The 26333-nt window shown below is 47.5% G+C and carries 16 protein-coding genes; 2 read left to right on the top strand and 14 right to left on the bottom strand.

Features of this window, described 5'->3' with window-relative positions; genetic code table 11:
• Positions 1 to 59: 59 nt before the first annotated feature.
• Positions 60 to 1523 carry a sensor histidine kinase gene (locus AB9P05_RS14920; protein ID WP_371909631.1) on the top strand — a complete coding sequence of 488 codons (1464 nt, stop codon included), beginning with the start codon at positions 60 to 62 and terminating at the stop codon, positions 1521 to 1523.
• A gap of 11 nt (positions 1524 to 1534) precedes the next feature.
• On the opposite strand, the gene AB9P05_RS14925 is transcribed toward AB9P05_RS14920, so the two are convergent.
• The 5 genes from AB9P05_RS14925 to AB9P05_RS14945 form a co-directional block, all read right to left on the bottom strand.
• On the bottom strand, positions 1535 to 2887 hold the full coding sequence (locus AB9P05_RS14925) for a hypothetical protein (RefSeq protein ID WP_371909632.1): 1353 nt from the start codon (positions 2885 to 2887) through the stop codon (positions 1535 to 1537).
• Positions 2874 to 4355, bottom strand: a complete 1482-nt coding sequence (locus AB9P05_RS14930) for a cellulose synthase family protein (RefSeq protein WP_371909633.1) — start codon at positions 4353 to 4355, stop codon at positions 2874 to 2876. The genes AB9P05_RS14925 and AB9P05_RS14930 overlap by 14 nt, the downstream gene beginning before the upstream one ends.
• On the bottom strand, positions 4356 to 5063 hold the full coding sequence (locus AB9P05_RS14935; protein ID WP_371909634.1) for a glycosyltransferase family 2 protein: 708 nt from the start codon (positions 5061 to 5063) through the stop codon (positions 4356 to 4358).
• 77 nt (positions 5064 to 5140) lie between these two features.
• A complete protein-coding gene (locus AB9P05_RS14940) occupies positions 5141 to 6934 on the bottom strand; it encodes a 4Fe-4S binding protein (protein WP_371911360.1) in 1794 nt (597 codons plus the stop codon).
• A 10-nt stretch (positions 6935 to 6944) separates the two neighbouring features.
• On the bottom strand, positions 6945 to 8285 hold the full coding sequence (locus AB9P05_RS14945; protein ID WP_371909635.1) for an NAD(P)/FAD-dependent oxidoreductase: 1341 nt from the start codon (positions 8283 to 8285) through the stop codon (positions 6945 to 6947).
• 360 nt (positions 8286 to 8645) lie between these two features.
• Here AB9P05_RS14945 and AB9P05_RS14950 point away from each other — a divergent pair, with 360 nt between their 5' ends.
• Positions 8646 to 13544 (top strand): S8 family serine peptidase, encoded by a 4899-nt coding sequence (locus AB9P05_RS14950; RefSeq protein WP_371909636.1) that lies wholly within the window; start codon positions 8646 to 8648, stop codon positions 13542 to 13544.
• A 113-nt stretch (positions 13545 to 13657) separates the two neighbouring features.
• Here AB9P05_RS14950 and AB9P05_RS14955 read toward each other — a convergent pair whose 3' ends face one another.
• From AB9P05_RS14955 to AB9P05_RS14995, 9 genes are all read right to left on the bottom strand, one after another.
• Positions 13658 to 15370 (bottom strand): hypothetical protein, encoded by a 1713-nt coding sequence (locus tag AB9P05_RS14955; protein WP_371909637.1) that lies wholly within the window; start codon positions 15368 to 15370, stop codon positions 13658 to 13660.
• Positions 15371 to 16026: 656 nt separating this feature from the next.
• On the bottom strand, positions 16027 to 16266 hold the full coding sequence (locus tag AB9P05_RS14960; protein WP_371909638.1) for a hypothetical protein: 240 nt from the start codon (positions 16264 to 16266) through the stop codon (positions 16027 to 16029).
• Positions 16267 to 16458: 192 nt separating this feature from the next.
• On the bottom strand, positions 16459 to 16896 hold the full coding sequence (locus AB9P05_RS14965) for a hypothetical protein (protein WP_371909639.1): 438 nt from the start codon (positions 16894 to 16896) through the stop codon (positions 16459 to 16461).
• A gap of 3 nt (positions 16897 to 16899) precedes the next feature.
• Positions 16900 to 17901, bottom strand: a complete 1002-nt coding sequence (locus tag AB9P05_RS14970; RefSeq protein WP_371909640.1) for a hypothetical protein — start codon at positions 17899 to 17901, stop codon at positions 16900 to 16902.
• 220 nt (positions 17902 to 18121) lie between these two features.
• Complete coding sequence (locus tag AB9P05_RS14975; RefSeq protein WP_371909641.1) at positions 18122 to 18757, bottom strand: hypothetical protein; 636 nt, start codon at positions 18755 to 18757, stop codon at positions 18122 to 18124.
• Complete coding sequence (locus AB9P05_RS14980; RefSeq protein WP_371909642.1) at positions 18744 to 23093, bottom strand: fibronectin type III domain-containing protein; 4350 nt, start codon at positions 23091 to 23093, stop codon at positions 18744 to 18746. Before AB9P05_RS14980 ends, AB9P05_RS14975 begins: the two co-directional genes overlap by 14 nt.
• 95 nt (positions 23094 to 23188) lie before the next feature.
• On the bottom strand, positions 23189 to 23995 hold the full coding sequence (locus AB9P05_RS14985) for a hypothetical protein (protein WP_371909643.1): 807 nt from the start codon (positions 23993 to 23995) through the stop codon (positions 23189 to 23191).
• A gap of 996 nt (positions 23996 to 24991) precedes the next feature.
• Complete coding sequence (locus AB9P05_RS14990) at positions 24992 to 25429, bottom strand: hypothetical protein (RefSeq protein WP_371909644.1); 438 nt, start codon at positions 25427 to 25429, stop codon at positions 24992 to 24994.
• Positions 25430 to 25525: 96 nt separating this feature from the next.
• Positions 25526 to 26332: an SDR family oxidoreductase gene (locus tag AB9P05_RS14995; RefSeq protein ID WP_371909645.1), complete on the bottom strand. Its 807-nt coding sequence runs from the start codon at positions 26330 to 26332 to the stop codon at positions 25526 to 25528.
• Between the last annotated feature and the right edge of the window lies 1 nt (position 26333).

Here is a 26333-nt window from a genome sequence, read left to right on the forward strand (position 1 = left end):
CGTCTTATTAATGTTTAATTTTATTTATATATCTTTATAAGGTCGGCCAGCAATTAAGTATGTTTAGGAGAACCACTATCATAAAGTCCACTAGGGTATTTACCTGTTGTTTCTGGCTGCTGATGATCCCATTGGTGAGCATAGGGTCTTCATACTCTATTGTAGACAGTCTATTGCAGGTGCTTCCTGAAAAAGAGAAGATTAACGCGCGTGTAGACCTTCTCCAAAACCTCGCCTCCACTTATCTACCGGAACAACCCCGCAAAGCAGTTCCCTACCTTATGGAAAGTGCAGCTATTGCGGATAGTCTGCAGAATAAACCCGGTCTGCTAAAAGCTTACTTGCTGCTGGCTAAAAGTTACGAGGAACAAAAAAATTACCCCAGGGCCTATCAATTTTTGCAATCCTATGTGGAGAGTAGCAGAGGGGGGACTATATCACCCATTACGGAAGGGGCTGGTGCTACACAGAAAAACCAATCGCTACCACCGGCACAGCCAGAAATATCCCGGCCTGAGGATATGGATTACAATATGGTGAACGGCTTCCCAATTTCCGATGGCCAGCCGGGAAATACTATATCCGGAGAAGAATTCACGAATTACTTTTTGCTTAGCAGCCTCCTCTTCATTATGGGACTGGTAATTGTATTATTCAGGATTACCAACCAAAAACAGTTTGCGAATAAAAAGCTGGAACTGCAGAATGAGGAGATAGCTAAGCAAAAGGAGGAAATCGAGATGCAAAAGCGTTCGATCGAGCGCAAAAACTCGGAACTGGAGCGAAAGAACCATGAGCTGGATGAGACCAATAAAGAAAAGGACTACCTGATAGGAATCGTAGCCCATGATCTGAAGAGCCCCCTGAACCAGATTATGGGACTAGTGAACCTGATCAGGCTGGAAGGGGGAGAGAATTTGCTCCCTAACCAGGCTAAGTGCCTTGATAAGATCGAGTCCAGTTCGAAGCGTTTGAGCGGTATGATCAATAAGATACTGGAAACAAAGGCGATAGAGGCTAGTGTAAGTAATCTTCACCTGGAGGAGACTGAAATCAGCGGCCTGGCCCGGAATGTTACGGATGACTTCCGCAATATGGCCATGCGTAAAAATATCAGTATCGAATGCGAGACCCCACCAGGCAGTTATAACTGTGTGGTGGATCGCGGATTTACCCAACAGATATTAGAGAACCTGATATCCAATGCGATTAAGTTTAGCCCTACTAATAAGCACGTGCGTGTATTTGTACGCGAGTCGGATGATACCGTAGTTATTGGTGTTCAGGACCAGGGTCCCGGGTTTACGGATCAGGACAAAAAGAAGTTATTCGGTAAGTTTCAGCGTCTTACAGCCAAACCCACCGATAGCGAAGGCAGTACGGGCCTGGGGCTGTCTATTGTAAAAAAATACGTAGATGCCATGGATGGCAAAGTATGGGTGCAGTCTAAAAAAGAACAGGGAGCCACCTTTTTTGTCGAGTTTAAAAAGGCCAATAATTCACAGCCCGTATTAAACCCCTGAAGCCGATCTTTCTAAATCCACTTTTCCCATAGTCTCCAGTCGCCCCTCATCCTGTCCCAGACCCCCTCATAGAGCAGCCACCCAAAGACTACAATATACTCAAGGGCGGTAAGCCACAGGTTTTCTTTAAAGCCCGTGGCAGTATATCCTGAATAGGTCAGGAATACCATGCCCGTCCAAAGTACAGGAAACCGCCACCTGCCGAAAAGGCAAAGAGGAATCAGCATGATCACATACCAGGGGTGCAGCGTAGTGGCAAAAAGGTAATACAGTGCATATACCCACATCATAGCCAGAGGCAGGCTGGTTTTAAGCCGGTTCTCTACCAGGGTATAGATTAATATCCCCACCCCGGCCACCAGGGCCAGCGCTGTTCCGGCTACCCCGATAATATTGTACCCTTTGTACCAGTAGCCTATTGTACGGATTACATAATACAGGCTGGCGTTGAATTCAAACCGATTAAAATATAAACTGGTGCTTTCCTGCATGCCCCTTAATAAATCGCTGTCCAGGTAAGGGATAAGCACCAGAAGTATGATCATGCCGATAGAACCAAAGAAAAGCGCCAGCCGGATAAAAGAAGCCCTGCGCAGAAAGAGAGGTAGTGTGATAAGAGGCAGAAGTTTGGCCAGTATAGCTGCTGCCACCGCAAAACTGGCAGGAATATTCTTCTTTATTTTCCAGAAATAAAGGCATGCTATTAATCCGGCTACCGCCCATGCTTCGAAGTGTAGGTTACCCGTAAGCTCTAATATCACCAGAGGATTTAGCGCATACACCAGTGAAATACGCTCAGCCAGGCCATGTTTTTTTAAGAGGCGGGGAAGAAAATAAAGAGTAATGCCTTCTGCAAGTAAAATAAACAGGCGTATAACGATTATACTGCCAAAAATACTGGTAGGACTTAGTATGGACGAAAGGTAAAAGATTAGCTGGCAGAGCGGAGGATAAATTGTAAAATAGGCGGGGGAGTTGAGCAATGGATAGAGCCGGGCGAGCTTATCATTGTTATCTAAAAGGCCCTGTTCAGCATAAGCCTGTGGGGTCTCAGCAAACGGGTCAAAGCCGGCAGCCAGTAGCTCCCCGTCCCAGATAAAACGATAGACATCATCAGACAGTGAAGGGACTGCGACTATGAGACATAGCCGCGAAGCCAGAGCCAGCAACATCTGCCAGGTATACGAGCGGTCATACCGCGTACGGTAGCAAAGAATGATGTAAGCAATATACAAGGTGAAATAGGAGAGAAGGAGTTGCGTAGTCTGATGGCGCTCTGTAAAATAGCCAAGAAGCAGGTAGCCCGTCAGCGACAGGAATGCCAGCAGGGCATCGATGAGGCGATTATGCCTACCCTGCTGCATAATTTACTTTTCGTATGCTTTGGTAGAATACAGTCATGAATCCCCCGGAGAGCATCAGGTGAAACAAAAGCAGGCCATAATCCTTGAGATAAAAACCGGCAGCTACGCCAAAGAGGAAGTATAAACCAAGTAAACCCTCAGTTACAGTGCTCATAGTGAGGTTATTTTTGACATAGATATTTTTTCTGAGGGAGTCCTTTTTATTAGAAACATTAAACTTAGGTGTTCTGATAAAAGGAGTGCGTATACCCGCCAATCCTTCGAGTACCGCAATAGTATTGTGCAGGCTAAGCCCCATACTCACAGTAAGGAATAAAGGAAAGTAGCGCACGTAATAGCCCATCGATTGCCAGCCTCCTGAAAAGCCGGGCGCCAGGGTGTTTTTTACCGCCACCCAATAAAAGAAACCGATGGCAAAGAATCCCGCCAGAAATACCGTACCCAGATCAAAAAGAAAATTCAGCGTAGGGTTACCCGCCTTGACAAATAGCATGGGGATGCTGAATAGCGCTGAAAGCAGGACTGCCAGAAAGATCGAGCTATTAAACAGATGGAAAAAAGCATGCAGTTTGTTGGTCAGAGGCAATGAGGATCGCCATAGCTTCTTAATGTTCTTCCGGGCAGTCTCCGCTGCCCCTTTATTCCACCTGTACTGCTGGCTTTTTATGCTCGACATAAGTACAGGCAGTTCTGCAGGAGATACCACCTTTTCAAGGTATTCGAAGTGCCACCCTCTGAACTGAGCGCGATAACTCAGGTCAAGGTCTTCAGTGAGCGTGTCATCGCTCCAGCCCCCCGCATCTACAATACAGTGCTTGCGCCACACACCGGCCGTGCCGTTAAAGTTAATAAAACTACCCGCCTGGCTGCGTCCGCTTTGTTCTATAGAAAAATGCGCGTTCAGCCCGAAGGCCTGCAGACGCGTAAACAAGCTGAACGTCTCATTGATATGCCCCCACCTTGTCTGAACTACCCCTGTATTTTCATTATTAAAATACGGGATAGTGCTTTTCAAAAAGCCTTTTTGCGGTAGAAAATCCGCGTCAAATATCGCGATAAACTGCCCTTTTGCCCTTTCCAGGCCATATTGCAGGGCTCCGGCTTTAAAGCCCTTACGGTCCGGGCGACGTACAAGGTGAATCTCCACCCCTCTGGCCTGCCAGTATTTTATCCGTTCAGCAATTAGTTCAGTAGTTTCATCTGTACTGTCATCCAGCACCTGAATCTCCAGCTTGTCTGTAGGGTAATCAAATGAAGCCACGCAATCGATTAGCCTTTCCACTACATATTTCTCATTGTAAACAGGTAGCTGTACCGTTACTACTGGCCATTCCTCAGGCAGAAGTGGGGGATGAGTCGGTATTTTTTTGCCCTTCAGGTACAGATAGGTCAGGTGTAGCTGGCCCAGGCTGAAGGCACATATATAAGTAAGCGCCAGTAAATATCCCGTAACAACGATATATTCCATTTACAGATATTTAGCAATGGTATAAAGTATTTTATAGCCTGCCATGACCGTTCCTTTTACCGTGCCGGATACCTTCGATTTTCCTATACGTTTTCGGTAGGTGACAGGTATTTCCGTGCATCGAAGGTTCTTCCTGGCCGCCTTAAGCTGCATTTCTACCGTCCATCCATAGTTTTTGTCAGCCATCCCCAGCCTTAGCAGAGAGCTGTAGCGAATGGCCCGGAACGGACCCAGGTCACTAAATCTGGTGCCATATAGCCAACGTAGCAGGCTGGTTGCCAGCCAGTTTCCAAATACCTGCTGAGGTGTCATAGACCCTTTCTCGCGCTGCCCTAAAGCCCGTGAGCCAATCACCATGTCAGCATTACCTTGTGAAATCGGCGCTATAAGGGCCGGCATCTCTTCAGGATGGTCACTGTAATCAGCATCTACGAACACAATTATATCCGGCTTCCTGCCCATCTTTTCCACATAGGCCATGCCGGTAAGGCAGGCAATTCCGTATCCCTTCTGAGGCTGGTCTATTACCGTCGCCCCTGCTTCTGTGGCTGATCTTCTGGTCTGATCCGTAGAGGCATTGTTTACCACTACTACCTCCCGTACCAGTCCGGCAGGAATATCACGCACCACCTTCCCTACAGAATTCTCCTCGTTAAAAGCCGGAATGATTACTACCACATCGGGCCGGCCACTTACCACTTTCAGCAAAGCACAGTCATTATTTGCAGGCAAATATAACCTTTTGGAAGCAATGCCAAGAGTAAGGATACAGACAATTGGTTTGGTTACTCAGATATGCGTACAGAGTCATTGCCTATAAGAATAGGAGAGTCGAAACGGTTGCTATGGTCGTCATTTTCCAGCTTAAGCACACCCCGCGGGCAAACGCTGGCACATACGCCACACCCTACACAACTCGACCGGATGATATTCTGGCCGCGCTGAGCGTACCAGCGTACATCTATACCCATTTCGCAGTAAGTGCTGCAGTTGCCGCATGAGATACATTGCCCTCCGTTAGTAGTAATGCGGAACCGGCTTCTGAAACGCTGCACAATACCCAGGTAGGCAGCAAGTGGACATCCGAAACGACACCACACCCGGTTGCCCATAAAGGGGTAAAAACCCGTCCCCACCACGCCGGCAAACATGGCCCCTATCGCAAAGCCATACCACTCGCTGATCGTGTAGGTACTAATGCCCAACAGCGTCGAGGCTCCCGTAAAAAAGGTGTATAGCACACCTGCTGTCATGACCACTGCCAGTACGAGAACGCCATGTACAGTCCACCGTTCTATTTTCCACGCAACTAAAGATTTGTCACTAAGCTGCCGGTAGGGATCCCCAAGGGTCTCCGCAAGGCCGCCACAGCCGCAAACCCATGAGCAGTACCACCTTTTGCCGAAAAAGAACACAAACAGCGGTACAGCGATAATAATCAGGATAATACCCCATACCAGCATGAACATGCCCAGCGTACCACCCTCTATTAGTTGGTTAAGGCTGGAGCTGAAGAAGAAATCATAGTCCAGTGGCCAGATATTCTTAAAGTCATAGTAAGGGTAGTTCAGACGTACAAGCACCTCCGGTATGAGAAACGCAAAAGCTGTCTGAAAGAACATCACCGATAGCGTACGGATGATATGGTATCGGCTATGCCTGTACCTGATTAGCATTCGCACCCCCATGACAAGTATGCACAGAGTATAGATGAACCCATAAAGGAAAAACTCAGAAGCTTCGCCGCCATTAAGCAAGTTACTAAGCGGATCAGCCAGGATAATCCAGTTAGTCATATACTCCGGGTAGAAATAGAGGAGTACATAAAAGAGAATAAGGAACGTGCCTGTAGCAATACCAAGCCAACCCCGGTTTTTCATTTTACTGAAGAAAATGCCATCGTTTTGAATACCCGGTTCAGTGGTTTGCAGCTTCGGCAAATTATACAGCAGCCCCCCCATAGAGGCAACTACGAATGTCAGAATGAATAGTAAGGTAGTATGTTCCGTAACCAGCCCCACCGTAGCCCTGCGCGTAAGGGTCAGCACCAGTCGCTTTTTCGTGTACCGGTTAAATCCCCGCTGCTTTACGATGTCTCGATTGATGTTATCTACTGTCTCCTGCAGGTTGCTGCGAAGACCGTCAGGCGTGCTGTACGACCTGCCATCCAGCCAGCCCCCATAGTCTGAGAGGATCTTCTGCTTAAAGGCCAGCGTATGTTCATCACCCTCCAGACCCTTTTGAGCCTCACTTAGCGAAAAGGTAAGCGGACCCTCCCGTGAGGCGGCGGCTATGATGGTTTCAACCTCTCCCTGCTTGATCGCAAAGTCTTCGCTGATACGAGTATTGGCCGAGGCAAATGCTTTATTCAGGTCAGAGATGAAGCCGAATTTATCTTCATAGATTTGCTCCATCATAAAGGAAGCGTTCTCTATGAATCGGGTTTGTTGCTTTTCATCCCTTATCGCCTCCCTTACCAGTTCATCAGTAAGCCTGTAGTCCCCTGCGAAAAACAGTCCTGCAAACAGCCCAAAGGCAGCCAGGTAAAGAATAAGTCCGGTGTTTTCAATTGCCTTCATCATATATCTGTCATCCGAATAGTCTGGCTACCAGGTTTTTGCTTTTGCGTTTTACGGGCACTACCTCCCCTTTATAGGGAGCCTTATTGTAGACCTTCCTTACCTCCTGCTCATAGTTCCCATGAAACTCAGGGTCAAAATTAGCCTCTTCAAGGTGCTTTAATACGGTATAAACAGGAGTGCCTGTCCTTATCCAGCGGTCACAGACTGCATGGCGGTAGCGTATACCCATCAGGTTAAAGGAGCTCACCTGTCCCGTTTCCGGGTGGTAAGTAATCCGAATAGACTTTTCTCCCCCAGCGTGTTCCCAATAGACCGATTTATGCCCTGCCGCCAGGCTGGCCTTGGGGTCTCCATATACCTGGTACTCGATCGCGAAGAACTTAGCGGAGTTAAAAAATATACCCGGCCTGTAAGCAGTCTTGCTGCCGCTCAGCGTCATGGCAAGCGTTTCTCCGTGCATGCGTCCCGTATACCAGATCTGCTCCACTGCTTTCCTGCCATCTGGTGGAGTACGGTATTGCACACAATCACCTATGGAATAGATGCCGGGTATGTTGGTTTCAAAGTATTCATTCACCAGCACCCCGCGGTCCGTTTCTATGCCACTGTTTTGCAGAAACCGGATGTTTGGCTGCACACCGATTGTAAGCCCTGCAAACCGGCACGGTATTTTGTCCCCAGCCGTAGTGACTACGGCTTCCACCCGCTCCTCAGCATCAGCCAGGATTTCCCCTAACTCCGTTTCAAGTCTCAGGTCCACATGATGTTTCACCAAATGGCGGGATACCATTTCGGCTTCTTCAGGAGGTAGTACACCTGCCCAGTAGGCTTTTTCCCTTACCAGCATGGTCACCCCGATATTCCTGGTGAGGAGCATTTCAGCCATCTCCACACCTATCAGTCCTCCGCCTACTATGACTGCCCGCTCTATTCCTTTCGTGTACTTTTCCATCTTTTCCAGGTCAGGCATGCCGTACAGACCCTGTACACCTTTGAGTCCTTCACCCCGCCAGCCCCCCAGCCTCGGTGCAGAGCCTGTGGCAATCACAAGCTTGTCAAAAGAGATATGGTCTCCCTCTTCGGTTTCCAGCAGGCGGGCATCCGTGTCCACATCCCTGACATGTGCCTGTACCAGTGTGATGCGGTTGTCTTCCCAAAAATCATCCTCGTACGGCTTAGTATGCTCATACGTCATGTGGCCCATATAAATATACATGAGGGCCGTACGGCTGTAAAAGTATTTGGTCTCGGAGGAGATCACCGTAATCCTGTGGCGACTATGCTTTCTAATATGCCGGGCACAGGTTATACCACTGATTCCGTTGCCGATGATAACAATATTTTCCATGCTGTAAAGTAGGCTCTCAATATAGGAAAACTACCTGGTTCTTGACTTCTGGATTTTGTCCTGCGGGTGACAATTTGGAGGCCTGAGACAGTTAATTAACTGCTTTGAAAATATAATTTTGGATTTGCAAAAAGTACGTGTGTATTTTATGGCTGCTTATATTAATATTTTTATTTTCAATTGTCTGGGGCTTACGGAATTGTAGAGGACATTTTAAAGGGTAATTCCCCTTATTATTTTACAAAAAATATAAAAAATGGTATGAAATTGTTTTAGAATACCGATAACTACGTTAATTTTATTCCCGCTAGTATTAGCATTTGTCTTACAATCCTTGACTAATTTTATAACTGAAAGCGAATGAGGAAACTTTATCTTTTCATTTTTCTCTTCATTTCCACCTCAATCTTACATGGAGTTCAGGCCCAAAAGGTCTACTTCCAGCCTAGTGAGGAAAACCTGGTGGAAAGGGGTGAAAACGAGCAACCAATTCAGGGGCTGCCTCAATATGCTGAGGACAGGCTTTTCGTGAAATTCGAAAACCTGGATAGAGTGGCTGTTGGAGAGTTCTCTAACAGAGCTGAAAAAAATGCCGTAATGGGTAAATCCAGTATGGCTAACAGGGTGGCTTCAACACTGGCTAATCCTGCCGTACTATCTTTTCAAAGAGCACTGCCTGGTGCAGAGTCTGCCGATGTGGCGGGTATCTATACCATTGCAGTGGATCAGAAAATGAGTACTGCCTCTGACTTGGTGTCAGAGCTGCAAAATGTACCCGGTGTAGTATACGCCGAGCGTGCGCCTATCTATTACAGTATGGAAGTGCCGAATGATCCTCTTGTAGGACTTCAGTACAGCCTTCCAGGTACGCATTCTTTCCGCGCTTTTGATGCCTTTACCGGCAGCGGTCGTATAGTAGTAGCTGTGGTGGATGATGCCGTGCTTACTTCTCACGAAGACCTGGCCGATAACATCTGGATCAACCCCGGTGAAACAGGGATGGACGCTGAGGGCAATGATAAGGCCTCTAACGGTATCGACGATGATGGTAACGGATATGTGGATGACTGGCGCGGATGGGATGCGGCTGATAATGATAACGATCCCAACCCTCCCATTACTCCTACCCCCGGACAGGGAAACCAGGCGCGCCCCGGATTCTTCTTCCACGGAACCTTTGTAGCAGGTATTGTTGGCGCAGTAACTGGTAACGGTATTGGTAAGGCGACTACCTCCTACAACCAGGTAGAGATCATGGCGGTAAAAGCGACCATCAACGAAACCACTAATGTTCGTTCACTTAATAACACCTTCGGTGCCGTACAGTATGCAGTAGCAGCCGGTGCCCAGGTGGTGAATATGTCATTCGGAGGTTCATCATTCTCCCAGGCCTACCAGGACCTGATTAATTATGGTACTTCCCAGGGAATGGTCTTCATTGCCGCGGCTGGTAATGATGGTGCCGATGTGGTCCAATATCCTGCGGCCTATGACAATGTGATTGCTGTAGCTAACACCACTTCTAATGATCTGCGTAGCGGATCGTCAAACTTTGGTGACTGGGTGGACATTGCAGCTCCCGGTAGCAGTGTATTAAGTACAGCGCCTAATCTTGATGACCCTAACGGTACCTACCAGTACAGTAGCGGTACTTCTTTCTCAAGCCCTCATGTAGCCAGCCTTACGGCCCTTGTTCTGGCTCAAAACCCCTCCCTAACTCCTGCAGAAGTTGAAGCGCTGCTGGAAAATACGGCTGATAATGTCGACCTGAAAAACCCTGGCTTCGAGGAGCAACTGGGAGCAGGAAGAATAGATGCCTATGCTGCCGTAGTAGCAGCAGGAGGAACAGCCCTGGAGCCGGTAGCCGGGTTTGTAGTGAAAAATTTCCAGGAGGAGACCTTTATAAACGAGCCCGTTCAGATGATCAATGAATCATCCACTACGGCTAATGTGAGTTATAGCTGGTCGTTCCCTGGTGGATCACCTTCTACTTCATCTGCAGAAAACCCTCAGGTGACCTATTCGGCTCCGGGTATGTACGATGTAACCCTTACCGTAACCGATGAGGGCGGAACCAACAGCTACACCATGGAAGGTGCGGTAAATGTACAGTCTGTACTTCCTGCCGACATCCTGGACTACCCATTTGAAGAAGCCATAGGGGCTACTACTATCAGCGGACACAGTGGCAATAACATTCCTATGTTTGCCAACCGCTTCAGCTACCCCGACGACCGCGTTATCACAGGCGCCCGTTTCTCATTCTTGCGTGCCATAGCTGGCGGCCCTAATTCTACACTTAGCGTAGTGGTTTGGGACTTCAACAGTGAGGAAGAGCCCGGTGATGTGCTTTATAAGCAAGCCTACAACCTCAATGATATAGAAGGCAGCGGCAGTAGCACAGTGCCTGCTTATCATGATTTTGTATTTGATAATCCTGTGGATATTCCGGATGACGGTAACTTCTACATTGGACTGGAAATAAACTACGGTACCGGTGATGTGGTGACTGTTCACCATTATCTCTCAAATGGTCTGCGTACCTACCTGTTCTTCCAGGACAACTGGCGCTCTTATAACGACGCGGGTGGAGGTAACTTCGACTTTACCATGCTTATGTTCCCTGTAGTGGCAGACCCTGCCCTGTTGCCTTCCGGTGATTTCACCCAGTCAGCAGACGAGCTGTGTACGACAGATGAGCTTATGCTCGATGCGTCTTCCTATACTCAGGCCGATATGCTTCAGTGGGAAACCCCTGGCGGAAACCCTGAATCAGGTACAGGAGAAACCTTTACAGTAGTATACCCTGCAGCCGGTGAATACATGCCTACACTCAGAGCTACTAATATGGTAGATGTGGAGAAAGATGGTGTGACCATCCCCGTCGGTCTCAGAGTGTCTGAGGAAGGCTTCGTTCGTGTAGGCGATTGTGAAGGTGAGCTTATTGCTGATTTTGAGGCAGATGCTATCACCGTTCCGCTCGGCACTACCGTTCAGTTCACCAACCTTTCTCAGAATGCTACCAATTATGACTGGTACTTTGAGGGAGGTGATCCCCTGAGATCTACAGAGACAAACCCTGCTGTTACCTTTAATAAGGTAGGAACATTCAACGTACGTCTGCGCTCACAGGCAGCAGATGGACAGACCGCAGTGGAGATCAAAGATGACTACATCACTGTATTTGCTCCTGGTGACGACTGCTTCCAGGCTGGTAAGCCGTTTGCCACCCCTTTCAGTAACTTTACGTTCACTGCAGGAGGTAGCGTTTCCGGTCACAATGCCCTCAACGTTTCCGATTATGCCCGTCGCTTCTCTCTGGAGCCCGGCGCAGCCGTAAACAGCGTACTTTATTCATTCCTCAGCCTGGACCTGGATGCCGGCGCTGAAAGCGAAATGGGTGTGACAGTGTGGAGTGTAGGCCAAGATGGTACCCCTGGCGAATTGCTGCATATTCAGTATGTGCCCGTCGCTACCCTTATTGCCAATACTGATATAGAAGGCGGTAATGATGAGTATACTATCCTTCTGGACGAGTCTGTAACCGTTCCTGCAAATGGAGAACTATACGTAGGATACCGCCTGCAGTACGATAATATGAACGAAGTTGCTGTAAACCTGGGTGCCATTGGCAGTTCTTCAGGCGCAGCAAGTGGTTTTGTATATCAGGGCGGATGGCTAACCTATGGGGGTATCGGCCTTCCTGCTGACCTGGCTATTGCCGTAGGTGGTGTGGAAGATGCTAATGAGGTACCCGTTGCTTCATTCACCCTGAGTGATATGACAGCCTTCGTAGGTGAGTCTATTCAACTTGACGCTACAAGTAGTGAAAATACACTTGTATACGAATGGAGCGCACCAGGTGGTAACCTGGAGTCTGACGTACAGCCAGTAACTTCAGTAAGTTTCGATGCTCCCGGTACGTATGAGATTACACTGCGCGTATTTGGCAACTGTGATAGCAAGTTTGACGAAGTGGTCAAATCGGTTACCATCGAAGCCCCCTGTTCTCCTGCCGAAGTAGTTTACTTCCGTCAGGGTTCCGCAGCACGCAAGCCTATACCTGATCAGTATACTGACCCCTCCGCAGCATTAGGTCTGATGGACGACAACTTTGTGTCCCTTGGATTCGGTGGAGAGCTGATAGTGAGATTCAACGAGAAAATTGCTAACGGCGAAGGCGACGACATCATGGTATATGAAACCTCCAAGTTCGGAGCCGATGGCAATTGTGAAGACTTCCCCGAGACTGTCCAGGTATTTGCCTCACAGGACGGTCAGTCTTACCTCTACCTGGGTACCGTATGCCAGGACGGCAGCGTAGACCTCGGTGAATTAGGCTGGGCTCAGTACGTGAAGTTCATCAGCATCACAGATAAAGCCGCTGTTCCTAGTGGATACGGTTATGACCTGGATGCCCTCATGTGCCTCAACGGTACTACTGAGTCTACCGAAATGGCCGACCTGCGCTCTTGTGTCGCTACAGAAGTAGTAAGCTACGGACAGGCTAACAAGAAGAACGGCGGAGCCATCGCCCCCCGTCGTACAAACCCTCACATGGCACTGGGAATGCCCCAGGAGAATAACGCCTATAATTTCGTATCGCTTGGTTACGGTGGTTCTATTGAACTGAAACTGGACTATGCAGTATTCGATCTAGAGGGCAATGACCTCCGCGTAGTGGAGAGTACCTTCTTTGGTAATACCTGCGATAACTACCCTGAAACAGCCAATGTGTATGCTAAGGGTGATGTGAATGATGCCTATGTCCTGCTTGGTGAAGTATGTCACGATGGTGATGTGGACCTTGCCAGTGGCGGACTTGAGTGGGCGCAGTATATCAAGATCGTAGATACTACCGACCCTAACGGACGTATTCGCAGTGGCAATGCCGATGGATATGACGTAGATGGTGTATACTGTCTGCCTGGTGGCGGAGAGGCCATGCGTGCCGGTGTTCAGGCTCTCGAAGAATTGCCTAACGTGGCACCTAACGAAGAAGGTTTCTCTATCAGTGAGATTTATCCCAACCCTTTCAATAATGAGCTAAGTATCAGTATTGTATCTGATCAGGACCGTAAGCTTCCTGTTAAAATGTACGATATGAGAGGCACACTTGTTATGGAAAGTGAACTAGACCTTATCACCGGACAATCTACCTACTCCGTAGGTGCGGAAAAACTTCCTGCCGGTATGTATCTGCTGCGCCTTGGCCAGGAGAATGACATAGTGGAGCAGATCAAGGTGATTAAGAAATAAACGCCAAACTGTTAAACCTTTGAAAAAAGAGGGGCCATCAGGCCCCTCTTTTTTTTGGTCTGATCGCGAATCGAAAATCATGTAAATACCAGGAAGAGGAACAGTGAAAATAGTTACTCCTTCACCTCTCGCAGATACATATAGCCGCTTCCATCTTGTAGGGTTATATTTTCAGACCAATAAGCATCTGAATCAACCGAAGGAGCACTTTCTGTACTTAGTGATTCAAGCTGTGAGATAGTGAATTTTTTGAATTTCCGGGGGTCTTCAGTAAAGGCAGTGTCCAAATGGTTCCCCTCCCAGAGATATAGTCTTTCCTGTTCGATCTGATATACCAGGTAGAAGGTCTGTCGCTTTTTATTCCCGTACTCTGCCAGCATAGGAATTAGCACATATTCACCCGATGGAGAGAAGATAGGATACACCTTGTCCGTATATATATGACTGGGCTTATTTTCCATAGTGGCAGCCGCCTGTTTCATCAATTCGGGAACCAGGGTTTCCTTCATCCCATTACGCAACAGGTCAAAGGCCCTTTCTCTTTGCTTTATGATTTCGCTCACCACCAGTCTGTACTCTCCGGTTAGGTTTTTATAAACAAATACCGCCTTTTTTTCTTCCACAGAGGCAGGAATAAGAATATCCTTGCTAATATCCGGTAGCTGCTTAAATGGCCCTTCTGACCATAAACTGTCGCTAAACCAGGCCGTATTTTTTTCAAACAGGTACGTTTCCATCCCTTCGGCCCACATCAGAAAGGTAGCCTGGGAGCGGGTTTCAGCATCTTCTACTGGTACCTGAAATCTTTCATGATGATCTATGTACCACTTATTCTCATGCTGCATGCCCGTCACAGTATAAGAATCATACAGCACCAGGCCGGTATCATATTCTTTGCTTCCGTCAGCCATAACAAAGGCAATGAACTTATCCTTGTCACGATTTAGCAAGGTATGGCCAACTACGTGTTCGCCAGTACCGATGCTGTCTATACGTTCTTTCAGAACCTTAACAATGGTTTCATCAGACCTCCCCAGCTCATATTCCGTTATCAGCGCTGCTGTCCTCGAGTCATGCAGATCTGCTATTTTTTTAAGTTCCGGACTCTGTTCCACTATAATCGGAACTAAAGATTGATAGATCAATAAGGCCAGAGCAGACAGGCGGCATCCATAATCATTATCCTTGCAGATTTCGTTTTCTGCTATTCTGTTAGGAACCGTTTGTAAGATCGCATCAAATACAATCTCCTTACTCTCGCTATCATATAGAAGTATATTTGCTTTAGCATACCTGACCCCGTCTTTTTTATATAACTCAAGAGTTGGGATAGCTAATACCAAATGCATATCGTATTTCCCCGCTATTTTATGAAGTTGCTCCGGGTCCGGGCCAGCCCTTTCCCGGACAGGGATCACTTCTATTATCAAGCTGTCACTTAATGCTTTACCAAACAGTATAGAACTCAACTTGACAGGCAAGTCGGCCTCTTTATACCCGTCCTCAAGCCTGGCTAGTACATATCTCTGATACTTATAAAACGCTTTTGGAGGATCAAGTATCGGAAGGTAGGAGAGAATATCCCTCGTATGATCGTTTTGCTCATCTACTAATTTGGCGTAATGCTTCACGGCACGCCTGTCTTTGTCAGGTAGTAGGTAGTTTTCAGGCAAGGTTATCGCAATACTTGCCAACCGCTCTTCCTCATCAGTATCACTCTTCTTTTCCTGGGCAAAAAGGTTATGAAGTGGCAATAGAACTAATAGCGAGGTGACGATACCAGTGAGAAAGGCACAGCGTTTAGAGGCAGGAATTTGTCTTTTCATGCATTATATATTTAGGTTCTGAATTAATATAATGCATTTTATCGGATTTTGTTGGAAAAAAAATAACGTGACACCCATGCCTTAGTTCAGCGGGGTAAGTAGAGGTTTACTATCGTTTTATTTCAATTGTCTGAAGATCAGGCTGTTTTTATTCCTTTTCTTTTAGTAAGCGCAGCCGTATGTTTTATAGCTACAGGCTTACATAGATATAGGCCAAGCCAAAAGTACGGGGCAGGTCCACCCCCTTGATGTTCTTATCCTCAAGGTACTGCTCACGGATTCTCAGGCCGAAAAACTTTGACTGATAGCTGGTGAGTGTTACCTTACTTCTGCTCTCTCAGGTATATACGGAAGCTTTCATTTAACAAAACCTAATTCAACTAAAACTAACCAACTGGTGGTCTAATAAATGGGGAGTGTTACCGTAGTCATATTTACCTGTAAAAGCCCACTCACTCTCCCAGTTAAGACTCAGATCTTCCTGAGAAGAGTAAACGCTTTTCCTTAGGTCATTAAAAGCATCTGTATAGATGTAGGCCAAGCCAAAAGTATGAGACAGATCGACGTCCTTGACGTTTTATCGCTAAAACAAGGATTCAGTCTGTCAGGAACCCCACTTCATAAAAAAAGCCCGGTCATTTAACCAGGCTTCTATTTCAGTCATTTAATGAGTTTGCAGGAGGTACACCCTTAATTATCATAGCTATTTCTTTTCCTTTGACCAATTCGATATATCCGTCTTTTTCCCATTCCTGAAGTTTAGGCCTAATTAAATCAAAATTTTCTCGAACGTCTAAGGGAAGCCAATCCCATTTCCAGTTGGGATTATATGACAATGGATCGTGTGAGATTCTTTGATATAGTGATTTCAATATTCTTTTGCGTTTAATAGCCATTATTCAAAGTTTATAATTTCACCAGTTTTGAAATTGGTCATTTTTTTCACTTTTATGTTAGAGGTGATAGACTGCGGGGCTCCATGTTCGCCCCAATCTGGAAAACTCTTGGTTAAAACCTCCTTAACAGTCTCAAGGGATACAGAGCAAGGAGGAGTGACAATATATATTACAATATGTTCACACCTGCAATTATGATTGACTCGACTTGTTTTTTAATTTGATTATACCATTAGTCATTTGAATGTCCCATGAATCGGGGAGAGAAGAATCATTTCTATATACTTCTAATAGCTCTTGAGAATAGTCTAAAACTAATTGCTTAAATATTGACTCGTTTAAAGTGATTTCTCCGTAAACTTCATGATAAATCGCAACTTCACCCTCTTTGATGCCTCCTATCTCTAACAGCTCTTCTAATTCTTCCCAATCCAAGTTTTTATAGAACCTTAAAGACATAAGTTCCTGATAATAATTTTCTGAATTCGAAATTTTATCTAATAGACTTGGTGTTTTATTAATTCTAAGTGTCGAAAAAAAAGCATTAAGAACCTCATTTTCGGGTTTGAAAATAATTCTAATGTTATGACTAGCTTGATTATACCTTTCTTGTAAAATTTGGTATTTCATTTTTTATCTAAAATAAAAAGTCTCAATGTTTCCATTTCTATAGAAAAACTCAATATCATATCCATCTGATGTTTTTCCAATCAAAGCTTGTCCTTCCAGAAAATCACCATTTTTCTTTGCATAATCTAAGATCGCTTCATCCACAGCTTTTTGCAAATTACTATCTGTCCAGATTTTAGGATCATATATCGTTTTAACTCCTCCGTTACTAGGTGGCTTTATTTGACCTGTAGTTAAAGGTGGATTCGAATTACTTAATGATGGTATTTTGTATTCCACAACTTCAACACCTGGAACCTGTGAATGAGGCACTTTTCTTGTGATCACTATCTCTTCAACTTCATCAGCTGTTTTGCCTATTTGTGGTACGTAACTTGGATTCCCAGACGCATCTACACTTCTAATGATATTTTGATCAAAAAAGGCTGTTTTATCGTGACAACCAACTATTCCTTTTCTTCTTGGTGCCTCCTTCCTTGTTTTAACATGCGTAAAGGCATCACCTAAACCTAAACCGTCTACTTTCTTCCAAAGAGTATAACCTAAGTCTCTAACATCATCAATATTATTAGTGACTTTAGTTAATTCATCAATGCTAGTTTTAAGAGGAGAGTTAGCATCGTCCAGCACCCTCCAGGCATCAGCCAGTTCCGGATTGTCCTTAAAATGACGGAGTAAATTTGTTCCTTCGATGTCTCTCTCCAGCCTGGCAAGTGTAGCCTGATCAAATCCTCTATTGGCAAGTTGCTTTTTGAGTAACTGAAAGTCTAATTTATCTGTAAATGTTGCCCATTTGCTCCTGCCCTGAGCTTTTAACTCATCCATATACCGCAGGATGGCTTTAACCCTGGCTGATTTGGATAGCAGAGTTACGCCTTCGAGGGCTATGGTGGCTACTGGGATTACCAAGCGTCCCTGCTCATAATAGGCAACAGGTGTCTGAGAGGTGAGTGTGGTAAGGTAGTCATTGATCTGATTTTCAACCTGGAAATACAGGCTAAACATATCTTCCCAACTGGTGACAAACTCATACAGATCGTCACTGCCTCGCAGCTTCTCGCAAGCCTGTTGGTTGAATCACTCGTTATCGAACTCTTCTTTTTTATCCTTCATCGTGTCTTTAAGTTAGTTACTTTACTACCTATTGACACACTTTATGAAACAGTCTCACAAAATATCTTCTCTGTTATTGATGCTTTTATCGCTAAAAGGAAGATTCAAAGCATTATGTGATTATCAATGTATTAAATAGATCTTTAGCAGCTTTATCATAGCCTTTAAATTGTGAGGGCTTTGCTTTTGCCTTCTTCTCAGATGATTCTATATATTGATTGCAAAAACTTTCAAAACCACTATCCCCACAGAGCTTTTTAATAACCATTCTACGTAATGGAAGTGGTTGACTAATAAACCCCACCATCTCTTTAACTTCCATCTTTTCCGATGATTCGTAAACTTGGTGTAGTTCTTTGTATTGATCCAAAAAATTAGCTTTATGAGTCAAACTCTCTAATTTTATCTTTTCAAATACATTTCTTACAGCTTCAAAATCGGTTCTATTAAACTCTTGATGACCAATCTCAAATGGCTTATAAATGGTCGATTTCCAAAATCCGATATTGATTTTATACTTGTCTAATATTGGTTGTAAAATTGATTCAACCTCATTAAACCTTTTATAAATAGCACATTTTTCGTGTAACTCAATCGACCCTGGATATGTAATTATCCCTATAGCTATAGAGGCGGGATTCCCATTATGTAAAAATTCTATATAGCAAGCATCACTATAAACCCTTACATTAAAATCATTTCCAAAAACATCTTGAATGATATTTTCCATTTCTTTATTTAAACTCATCTGTGATATCTACAATATTTTTTCCGGAGCCATCTCCATAAGCTCTTAACCAATTATTTGACTTCACTTCTAAACCTTGACTCAACTCAACAAATTGTCTACTTCTAACAGTGTATTCTGACACATTTCTTGCGGCCGATTGATTACCTGTTAGTTTTGTCCCATCTGAGAGTTTACTTTCTATTACTATGATATTCTCAATGAATTTATCACCATCAGCATCAAAACCATATTTCACAAAAACCTGATCTGATACAAAATAGTCTCCAGTTGATTTATTATAAGTGAATTGTACCTGTTTATACATTTCGTATGAGCCCAAATCATCAATTCCAAATTTATTTTTAACAACATCACTTAGCTTGTTTCTCCATGTCCCTCCGGGGCTAAGAGCAGGAGCCACAACACCCTCAAAGTCCTTTCCTAGCTTTGTTATATCATTGAAAAAAGCACTCTTGGCTGTAGTTATTAAATTTCCGTCACCTGCCTTTTTCGCTATATCCAGAGCATTTTCTGGATCATTAATTATATCGTCATAAAGCTTAAAGAAATCAGGATCAGCCAAATCATCAGCTAGATTTGGATAATTGTCCTTTCCTAATCGTCTAGCTAAATCATCAACTTTACTGGCATCCCATTCATTGATTCTGGAAAGTATCTTGGTTTTATCTACAACTAAAGCCTTATTTAAGGTCTTTCCCAAGCCATTATCAAAAAGTTTGGCTATATCGAGTGGATTTCCATCTAAAGTTTTAGCACCAAGTTTAGTTACCTCCTCTAAAACATCGGTATTTCTTGCTAGATCATCAAAGCCAGTATTTTTAACAATTGCCCACGCCTCAGCCAACCCCGGTTCGGCTTCAAATTTAGCCAAAAGGCTGGCATCTGAAAGGGTTTCGTCCAGTTTGGACAAGGTCGTGCCATCGAGGTTCAGACCTTGGATTTTGGCTATCAGCTCCTGGCTACGAATGCCGTTCAGGTGCGGATAGCCGGCAAAAAGGGACTCAGGAATCATGGATTCCCCCCTCACTCTCTTCGCCTCTTCAGCCTGTTCGATGATGTCATCCAGCTTGTCCGCAGCTTCGGTCTCTCCCTGCGCGCGCAGGGCCTTGCTGGCCTTACGGCCATTCGTCACTAAATCAGTCAGCACATCCGCACTGAAAACGGTCAGGTCTACGGTGATACTGATCCAGTAGTAATTATCCACAAACCAATCGCCTCCTTCATCTCGAATGGCTTGCCGGACATCGGACCGCTCCATCGCTTCGTCCAGGGCCAGCTTTCCTATCTCTATGACGGCGAGCATACGTAAAAGGGCCGGAGCCCCACGCGTTAGCAGTATTTTAGAAGCAGCGCCAAGTCCTAACAGGTTAGACCCGGTGCTGATTACTTCCATCAGGTGCTCCCGGTTGCTTTGGGTGCCATGGTAGTAGACGAAGAGGGCGGGGACCAGTAGTACTTCTTCCTGGCTGCCGGTATGCAGCTTCACCAGATCGAGGGGGTTTACATCGGCGATGCCGGGCTGCTCTTTCGAGCATTGGACGCTGGTGCCGAAGTTACGCCTGCCCAGGCAGGCGTACAGGCCCAGGTGGTTCCGGCTGTTAAACCGGCTGCCTTCTACCAGTACATAGGCGAGGCCTCTGTGGGCAGGGTTTACTTCATAAACCTCCGCAGGCACTTCACCTAAGCGGATAAAGTGCTCAGTCTGCCCAGGGCCAAAGCGATTGGACAACTCCCAAAGGATGTTGACGAAGGTGCTGAGGTCTTCGCCATCCAGGCCGGCATAAAGATCATGGACCAGGCCGGGGTGGTCATGCAGGGTCTGGTATAACGCCTGCTTGTCACTATAGGCCTTAAGAATGTTTATGACGGCTATCTCTTCATTGGTGCCGTTTACATAGAGGCCGTCGTCCATTATACAGCCTGATAAAGAGATTAATGCCTGATACAGGCTTTCATCCGGTAATTCGGAGGCGACGAAAGGGGGAATGGTTTCGTAGATGACATCAAGCTTGTCACAGTCGCCATCCGCATTGGCTATCGCTTGCTTGTAGATGTCCAGATAATATGGATGAGCGATAGAGGGAATGTGAAACCCTATCCTGTGAAGTAGCTTTTCAAAATCTTCAAAAGTGTAAGCCCACAGGCGAATGGCGGTGCCTTCTTTATCTGCGTAGGGTATGTCGAGGTAAAAGCCGGTGTGGGTATGGCGTTCGGGGTCAACGGAAAGACCTGTTTTGAGGTAAATGTCATCCGGATAGGCCAGGTCAAGCACGCCATTATCGGACAGCTCGACGTACAGGCGGAGCTGTTCTCCCTCGTAGTCGGCAAGTTGTACGACATCGCTCCACGAGTGACCGGTATAAAAATCAAGCTTTTTATAAGGGGTGGCGTTTCCTTTATTCTCTCTGATAAAGTCAAGCAGGGCGTTGATACGGGCGTAGTCACTCATCGCCACCTCCTCATCCCCGGTGAGCAGCCCCCATACGGGTCGGGGGTTGTGGATGAGGTCCCACTGGTGTTTGTGCAGCTCGGTACCGAAAAAGGTGTAGTCCATCAGGTTTTTGGTGGCCCACTCCTCCAGGGCGGGAGCCTCCACGAAGGTGTGCGGGAGCCGGAAGGCGCCGTGGCCGAGCTCGTGGGCGATGGTCTTGTCGAAGTGGTCGGGGTTACCGATGCGGGAGGTGAAGATGAAGCCGAACTGGCGCTTGTAGGGCATAAAGCCGGCCCTGGCGTTGTGCGTTCCGTCTTCGTCTATGGCGCTTTTGGGGGTGTGGACCAGGAAGAGGTAGTAGGTGCCTTCTGCTGTCTTATGCGCCTGCTCATAGCGCCTGATGAGCTTTCTCATCTCAGGGGTGTAGTTGGAGAGCATGCCGGTATTCCCGTCGTCCAGGGCGCCGTCTCCATCGGTGTCGTAGTCGGCGGTAAAGGCTTTCTCGTAAGTGACGGTCCAGTTGACTACGGCGGGGCCATAGGTGGCTTTCAGGGCTTTTAAGATGTCTGTCCCACGGTCGGGCTTCATGTAGCCGGCCCCGTTGACGGGCACTACCTTCAGGGTGAAGTGCTCGGGGGCGTAGCTTACCGTATTGAGTTTCCCACTGAGGCTCTCAGTGCTGTCTTCAGCATTGGTGCGTATGGCCTGCAGGTAGCCTTCTTCTTTATCGCCCTGGCCGGTGAGTAGCAGGGTGTAGTGCTCATCATCGGTCTTTTCGAGGATGGGTACGGGCTGGCCTGTTTCTGTGTAGAGCTTCAGGTCGGTGGTATCGCCTTTCAGGGTGACTCTGTCGGTCTGGCCGGTGGCTAAGGCTTTCCAGGCGATGGGGTATTCGCTGTTTTCATCCTCACTCAGTGGCAGGCTTTCATAGTGCTCAGCGTAGGCCTCATGCAATTGGGTATCGAAGCCGTAGTGCTGGTGCTCGTAGGCAGTGAAGTAGACGGGCTGGCTGATGCGGTCGCCAGTGGCGAGTACAGGCGTGTCTGCCTCCGGCTCGAGGATGGGGCCTATGCGGCCTTCCTCATCGATCACGATGGTGCGGCCCTGGCTGTCGGTAACGGCCACACTCTGGCCGGGGGGCTGCTGGATCTCGAGGGTCTCCCCGCTGGCGAGGGTGACCACGTAGGTGCGTGAGTCGGTGGTCGCTTCGTTATTGCCTTCGGCCGGTTCTTTCAGGGTGACGGCTTCAAGGTAGCCGGAGACGGTGATGGTGGTATCGGCCAGTTGCTGCCGGTCTTCCCAAAATTCTTCTATGCCTTCCCGCCACTCATCGAGGGGCTTGCTGAGGGCATGGACGAGCCCGTCGGTCATCCGGTAGTCGGTATTGATGGCGATGCGGTCGAACTGTACAGGAAGGGTAAGGCCCATCCAGGGGACGTAGATGGTGCCTCTTCCGCTGAACACCCCGTCGCCACCGCGGACTTCCTGCAGGCGCATGGTGAACTTGCCCACGGCGATCTGGTCACCCACCAGGGCATTGGGCAGGGGCTCCCGGTTGGTGATTTCGGGCAGGGGGCCTTCATCGTCATAGCAGGCCTGCTCAGGCGGGGCCTGGGTGGTAAAGGGGGTGACCTGGCTCCACTGGGAGGCGATGCCGTTGCGCACCACGCCGGCCTTTACTTCGTAGGGGGTACCGGGAGCCAGCTCCCGGGCGATGAAGACCGTGTCGGTGATATCGACGCTGCGCCAGGGCCAGTCGGGCTGGTGGGTGGGGCGGTACTGCAGCCGGTAGGTGGTGGCCTGGCGGCGGTTGTCTCTATGGTAGCCGGCAAAGGAGAATTTGGCGTGGACGTGGCTGAGGGCCTCGGCGCTGAGGCCGCTTAGGGGAGGCAGGTCGGCCACGGGGGTGCCGGGTACGAAGGCGCAGACCCGGCTGTAACCCTGGTTTTTGAAGGTCTCTTCGGGGGAACCGGTAAGCTGAGGACCGCTTCGGTCATTTAGCTGTGCCCTAACCCGCCAGGCGTAAGTGAGGCCAGGCCTTCCTGCAGGGGCGGTAGCTCGAGGCCGTAGGGGAGGCTGGTCTGGCGGGTGACGGTCTGGTAGAGAGGAGGCAGGCTGCGCATCGCCTCTTCGGGTGGCAGGCCACCGCGCACTTCTACCAGGGTGAATTCGTAGGCGATGCCGCTAAGGCCGCTACCCCGGTGCATGGGGGTCCACTGGAAGAGCAAAGGCTGGCCAGGCTGCCAGGTGACCTGGCTGTGGCAGGCGGGCAGGTTGAGCAGGGGCGGATCGGCCAGGACGAACCAGGCGGTGGCGGTAGCGGGAGCAGAAAGAGGTACATCCGGCCTTCTGAAGTCGTAGGCCTGTACCGTGAAGCGGTAGAAGCCTTCCGGGAGCTGGCCGCCACTTTGGAGGAAGCGACTGCGGTCGTAGCCGCTGAAGTCGAGGGCCTCGGCAGAGAAGCCACCAGCCAGCTCGGGGGCGGAGAGCAGGCGGGGCATGCCGCCCTGCAGGGTGATGACGTTGCCCTGGTAGCCCTGTCGCGTGCTGAGCCGTATGCCGGGGCCTTCGATGGTCCAGCGGAGCTGCACCGGGTAGCTGGGCTCGCTGAGGTCGCGCAGCAGGAGCTGCACCTGCAGGCTGCCGGGCTGGCTGTAGTGGCTCAGGTAGACGCTGTTGGGCGGAAAGATTTGCAGGCTGGCCTGCACGCCAGACTGGGCAGAAGCCTGTCCAAACACGCCCAACAGGCAGAGCATGCACACCCATAGCCGTAGAAACGGCCTCCCTTTTATCTTAGTCCCCATGGTACTGTCACCCGATATTTTTGCACAATAAAAACAGTACGCAAATAGGAGACAACCCTACACTAATGCACGACAATATAAGCGGATTACTTACCTGCTGGGTCAGGAGGTGAGAGAATTAACCTGAGAGCTTGGAAAGTCTGCTTTGAAAATCGGCTAATACCTTAACCTCCCCCTCAAAATGGTCCGACTTTCGGTGGCCCGACTTTCGGTGGCCCGACTTTCGGTGGTCCGACTTTCGGTGGTCCGAAATTCGATGGTTTGAGCATCGTACCATGGCCACCAGGCTTTTTAAAGGGATGATTTCAAAAAGCAACCTCCGTAAAAAACATTAGCAGCAGGCAATATACCACAGTGGTATCTGGGAAATGTTCCCCTTCCGGACACAGCAATCATAACTACCATCCCAAGCGTATATGATTGTCAAAAAAACTGCGTTGTAAAACTTCGGGCACTTGCCTGAAATAGTTTAATGTACGAACCCCCTTAACATACCCTCATTCCATACTGCGAAAAGCCACACCTATTCCTAATGGCACGCCATTATTACCACACACGTATAGATAAAAGTAAAGTATCCTGATTCCCCTGTAGTTTATAGTACTTTTCCTATATTGGTGGCCATTTCAGAGTGGGGTGCTTCAACCGGTTCAGGCCGAATAATACCCGAGCTCCTTCGTCTCTGCTCCGTTTCTCCTCCGTAACTACTTCGCCTATCCTGTACCTATCCTATAGGCTTTCTATACATAGCCTGCTTTTCAGGTCTGTGAAGCAAAAACCTTATGGTAGTTGTATTTTTCTGATAAATAGCTTTTCTGTTATAACCCCTTAGTGAGAGGTACCACACAGGAGAGATTAAAAGCGGCTGGAATAATGATAAGAGGTACAATTATACAAACCCCAATCTATGGCTGTATAACCGATAGTATATGACTGTGCCTTCAACCCGGGCCCCCCGGATCAAAGGCACAATGCATGATAAGTTATATGAACAGCTTAATCCTCACTTTCTACCATGGTATATGAATATCGGGCCCTGTCACACATTCTTCCATCATTTACCAGTTCGTTACCTTCTATTTTCAGCGTTTCATTCTCCCCCTGGCATGTGCTTATCAGTTCGCGATCAGGATTCCCATTAAAAGTAAGGACATAATAAGTCCCCTCTGCAGTTTCCTTTATACCTACTGTGCCTTCCGCAGAAAGTCCGTCAGTACGATACTTCTTAAACTTTCCTTCTTCAGTAAATTCATAATACTCTTTAAAGTCCATGTCGGATAAGTCCGCAGACTCCATCACCGGATTAGCTGGTTCTATATCTGAAAGGACCCACTTACCAGCCAGGTCGGGAAATTCTGAGCTGCTATTCATATCGCCGGATTCACAACTAAAAAATAAAGTTACGATTAATAAAAAAGCCGGTATCTTGTACATAGTGCTGTTTGGTTAATTGAACATAATACTAACCTACGAAAAATCATGCCACCCAAAGGCAGCAAGGACAAATAATTATATAAAGGTTATTGATAATTACCCATTACCGATAAAGCCAGGGTAGGTAGTCATGCCCCCATCTACAAACAGAGTAGTACCATGTACATAGTCTGCATCATCCGATAGGAGCCATACCGCTGCTTTACCAATATCCTTTGTTTCCCCTATGCGGCCGTAGGGAATTAATTCAAGCATTTTATTCAGCTTTTCATCATCTTTCCAGGCGTCCTCATTGATGGGCGTCTTGATCGCCCCCGGTCCCAGGCTGTTTACCCGTATACCCATACTGCCCAGTTCCTGAGCCAGGCTCTGCATCAGCATTTTCATGCCACCCTTAGCCGTGGCATAATTTACATGGCCTGCCCAGGGTATTTTTTCATGTACACTGCTCATGAACAGTAGCTTACCTTTGCTGCAGGATAAGCCCCGGTCTCCCTGTTCTTTAAAGATCCTTGCCGCACGCTGCGCACACAAAAAAGAACCCGTCAGGTTAGTGGACATTACCAGCTGCCAGTCGTCCAGCGACATATCCAGGAAGGCATCATCCTTCTGGATACCCGCATTACATACCAGGATATCCAGGCCCCCAAAAGCCTCAATTGTTTTGTTAAACAGCTTGTCAACGTCCTTTTCATCGCCCACGTCCGCCTGTACCACTATCGCATTTCCACCCTGCTTCTCAATATTACCCTTTAGCTCCAGGGCCTCCTCCTCACTGCTGTGATAGTTTATACATACATTAGCCCCCGCTTGTGACAAATGCCAGGCTACAGAACGGCCAATACCTGAACTGGAACCCGTTACGATTGCCGTCTGTCCGTTAAGTTTTTTTTCAATACTCATG

Origin of the sequence: Roseivirga sp. BDSF3-8 (assembly GCF_041449215.1) — a bacterium.
Lineage (GTDB): Bacteria > Bacteroidota > Bacteroidia > Cytophagales > Cyclobacteriaceae > JBGNFV01.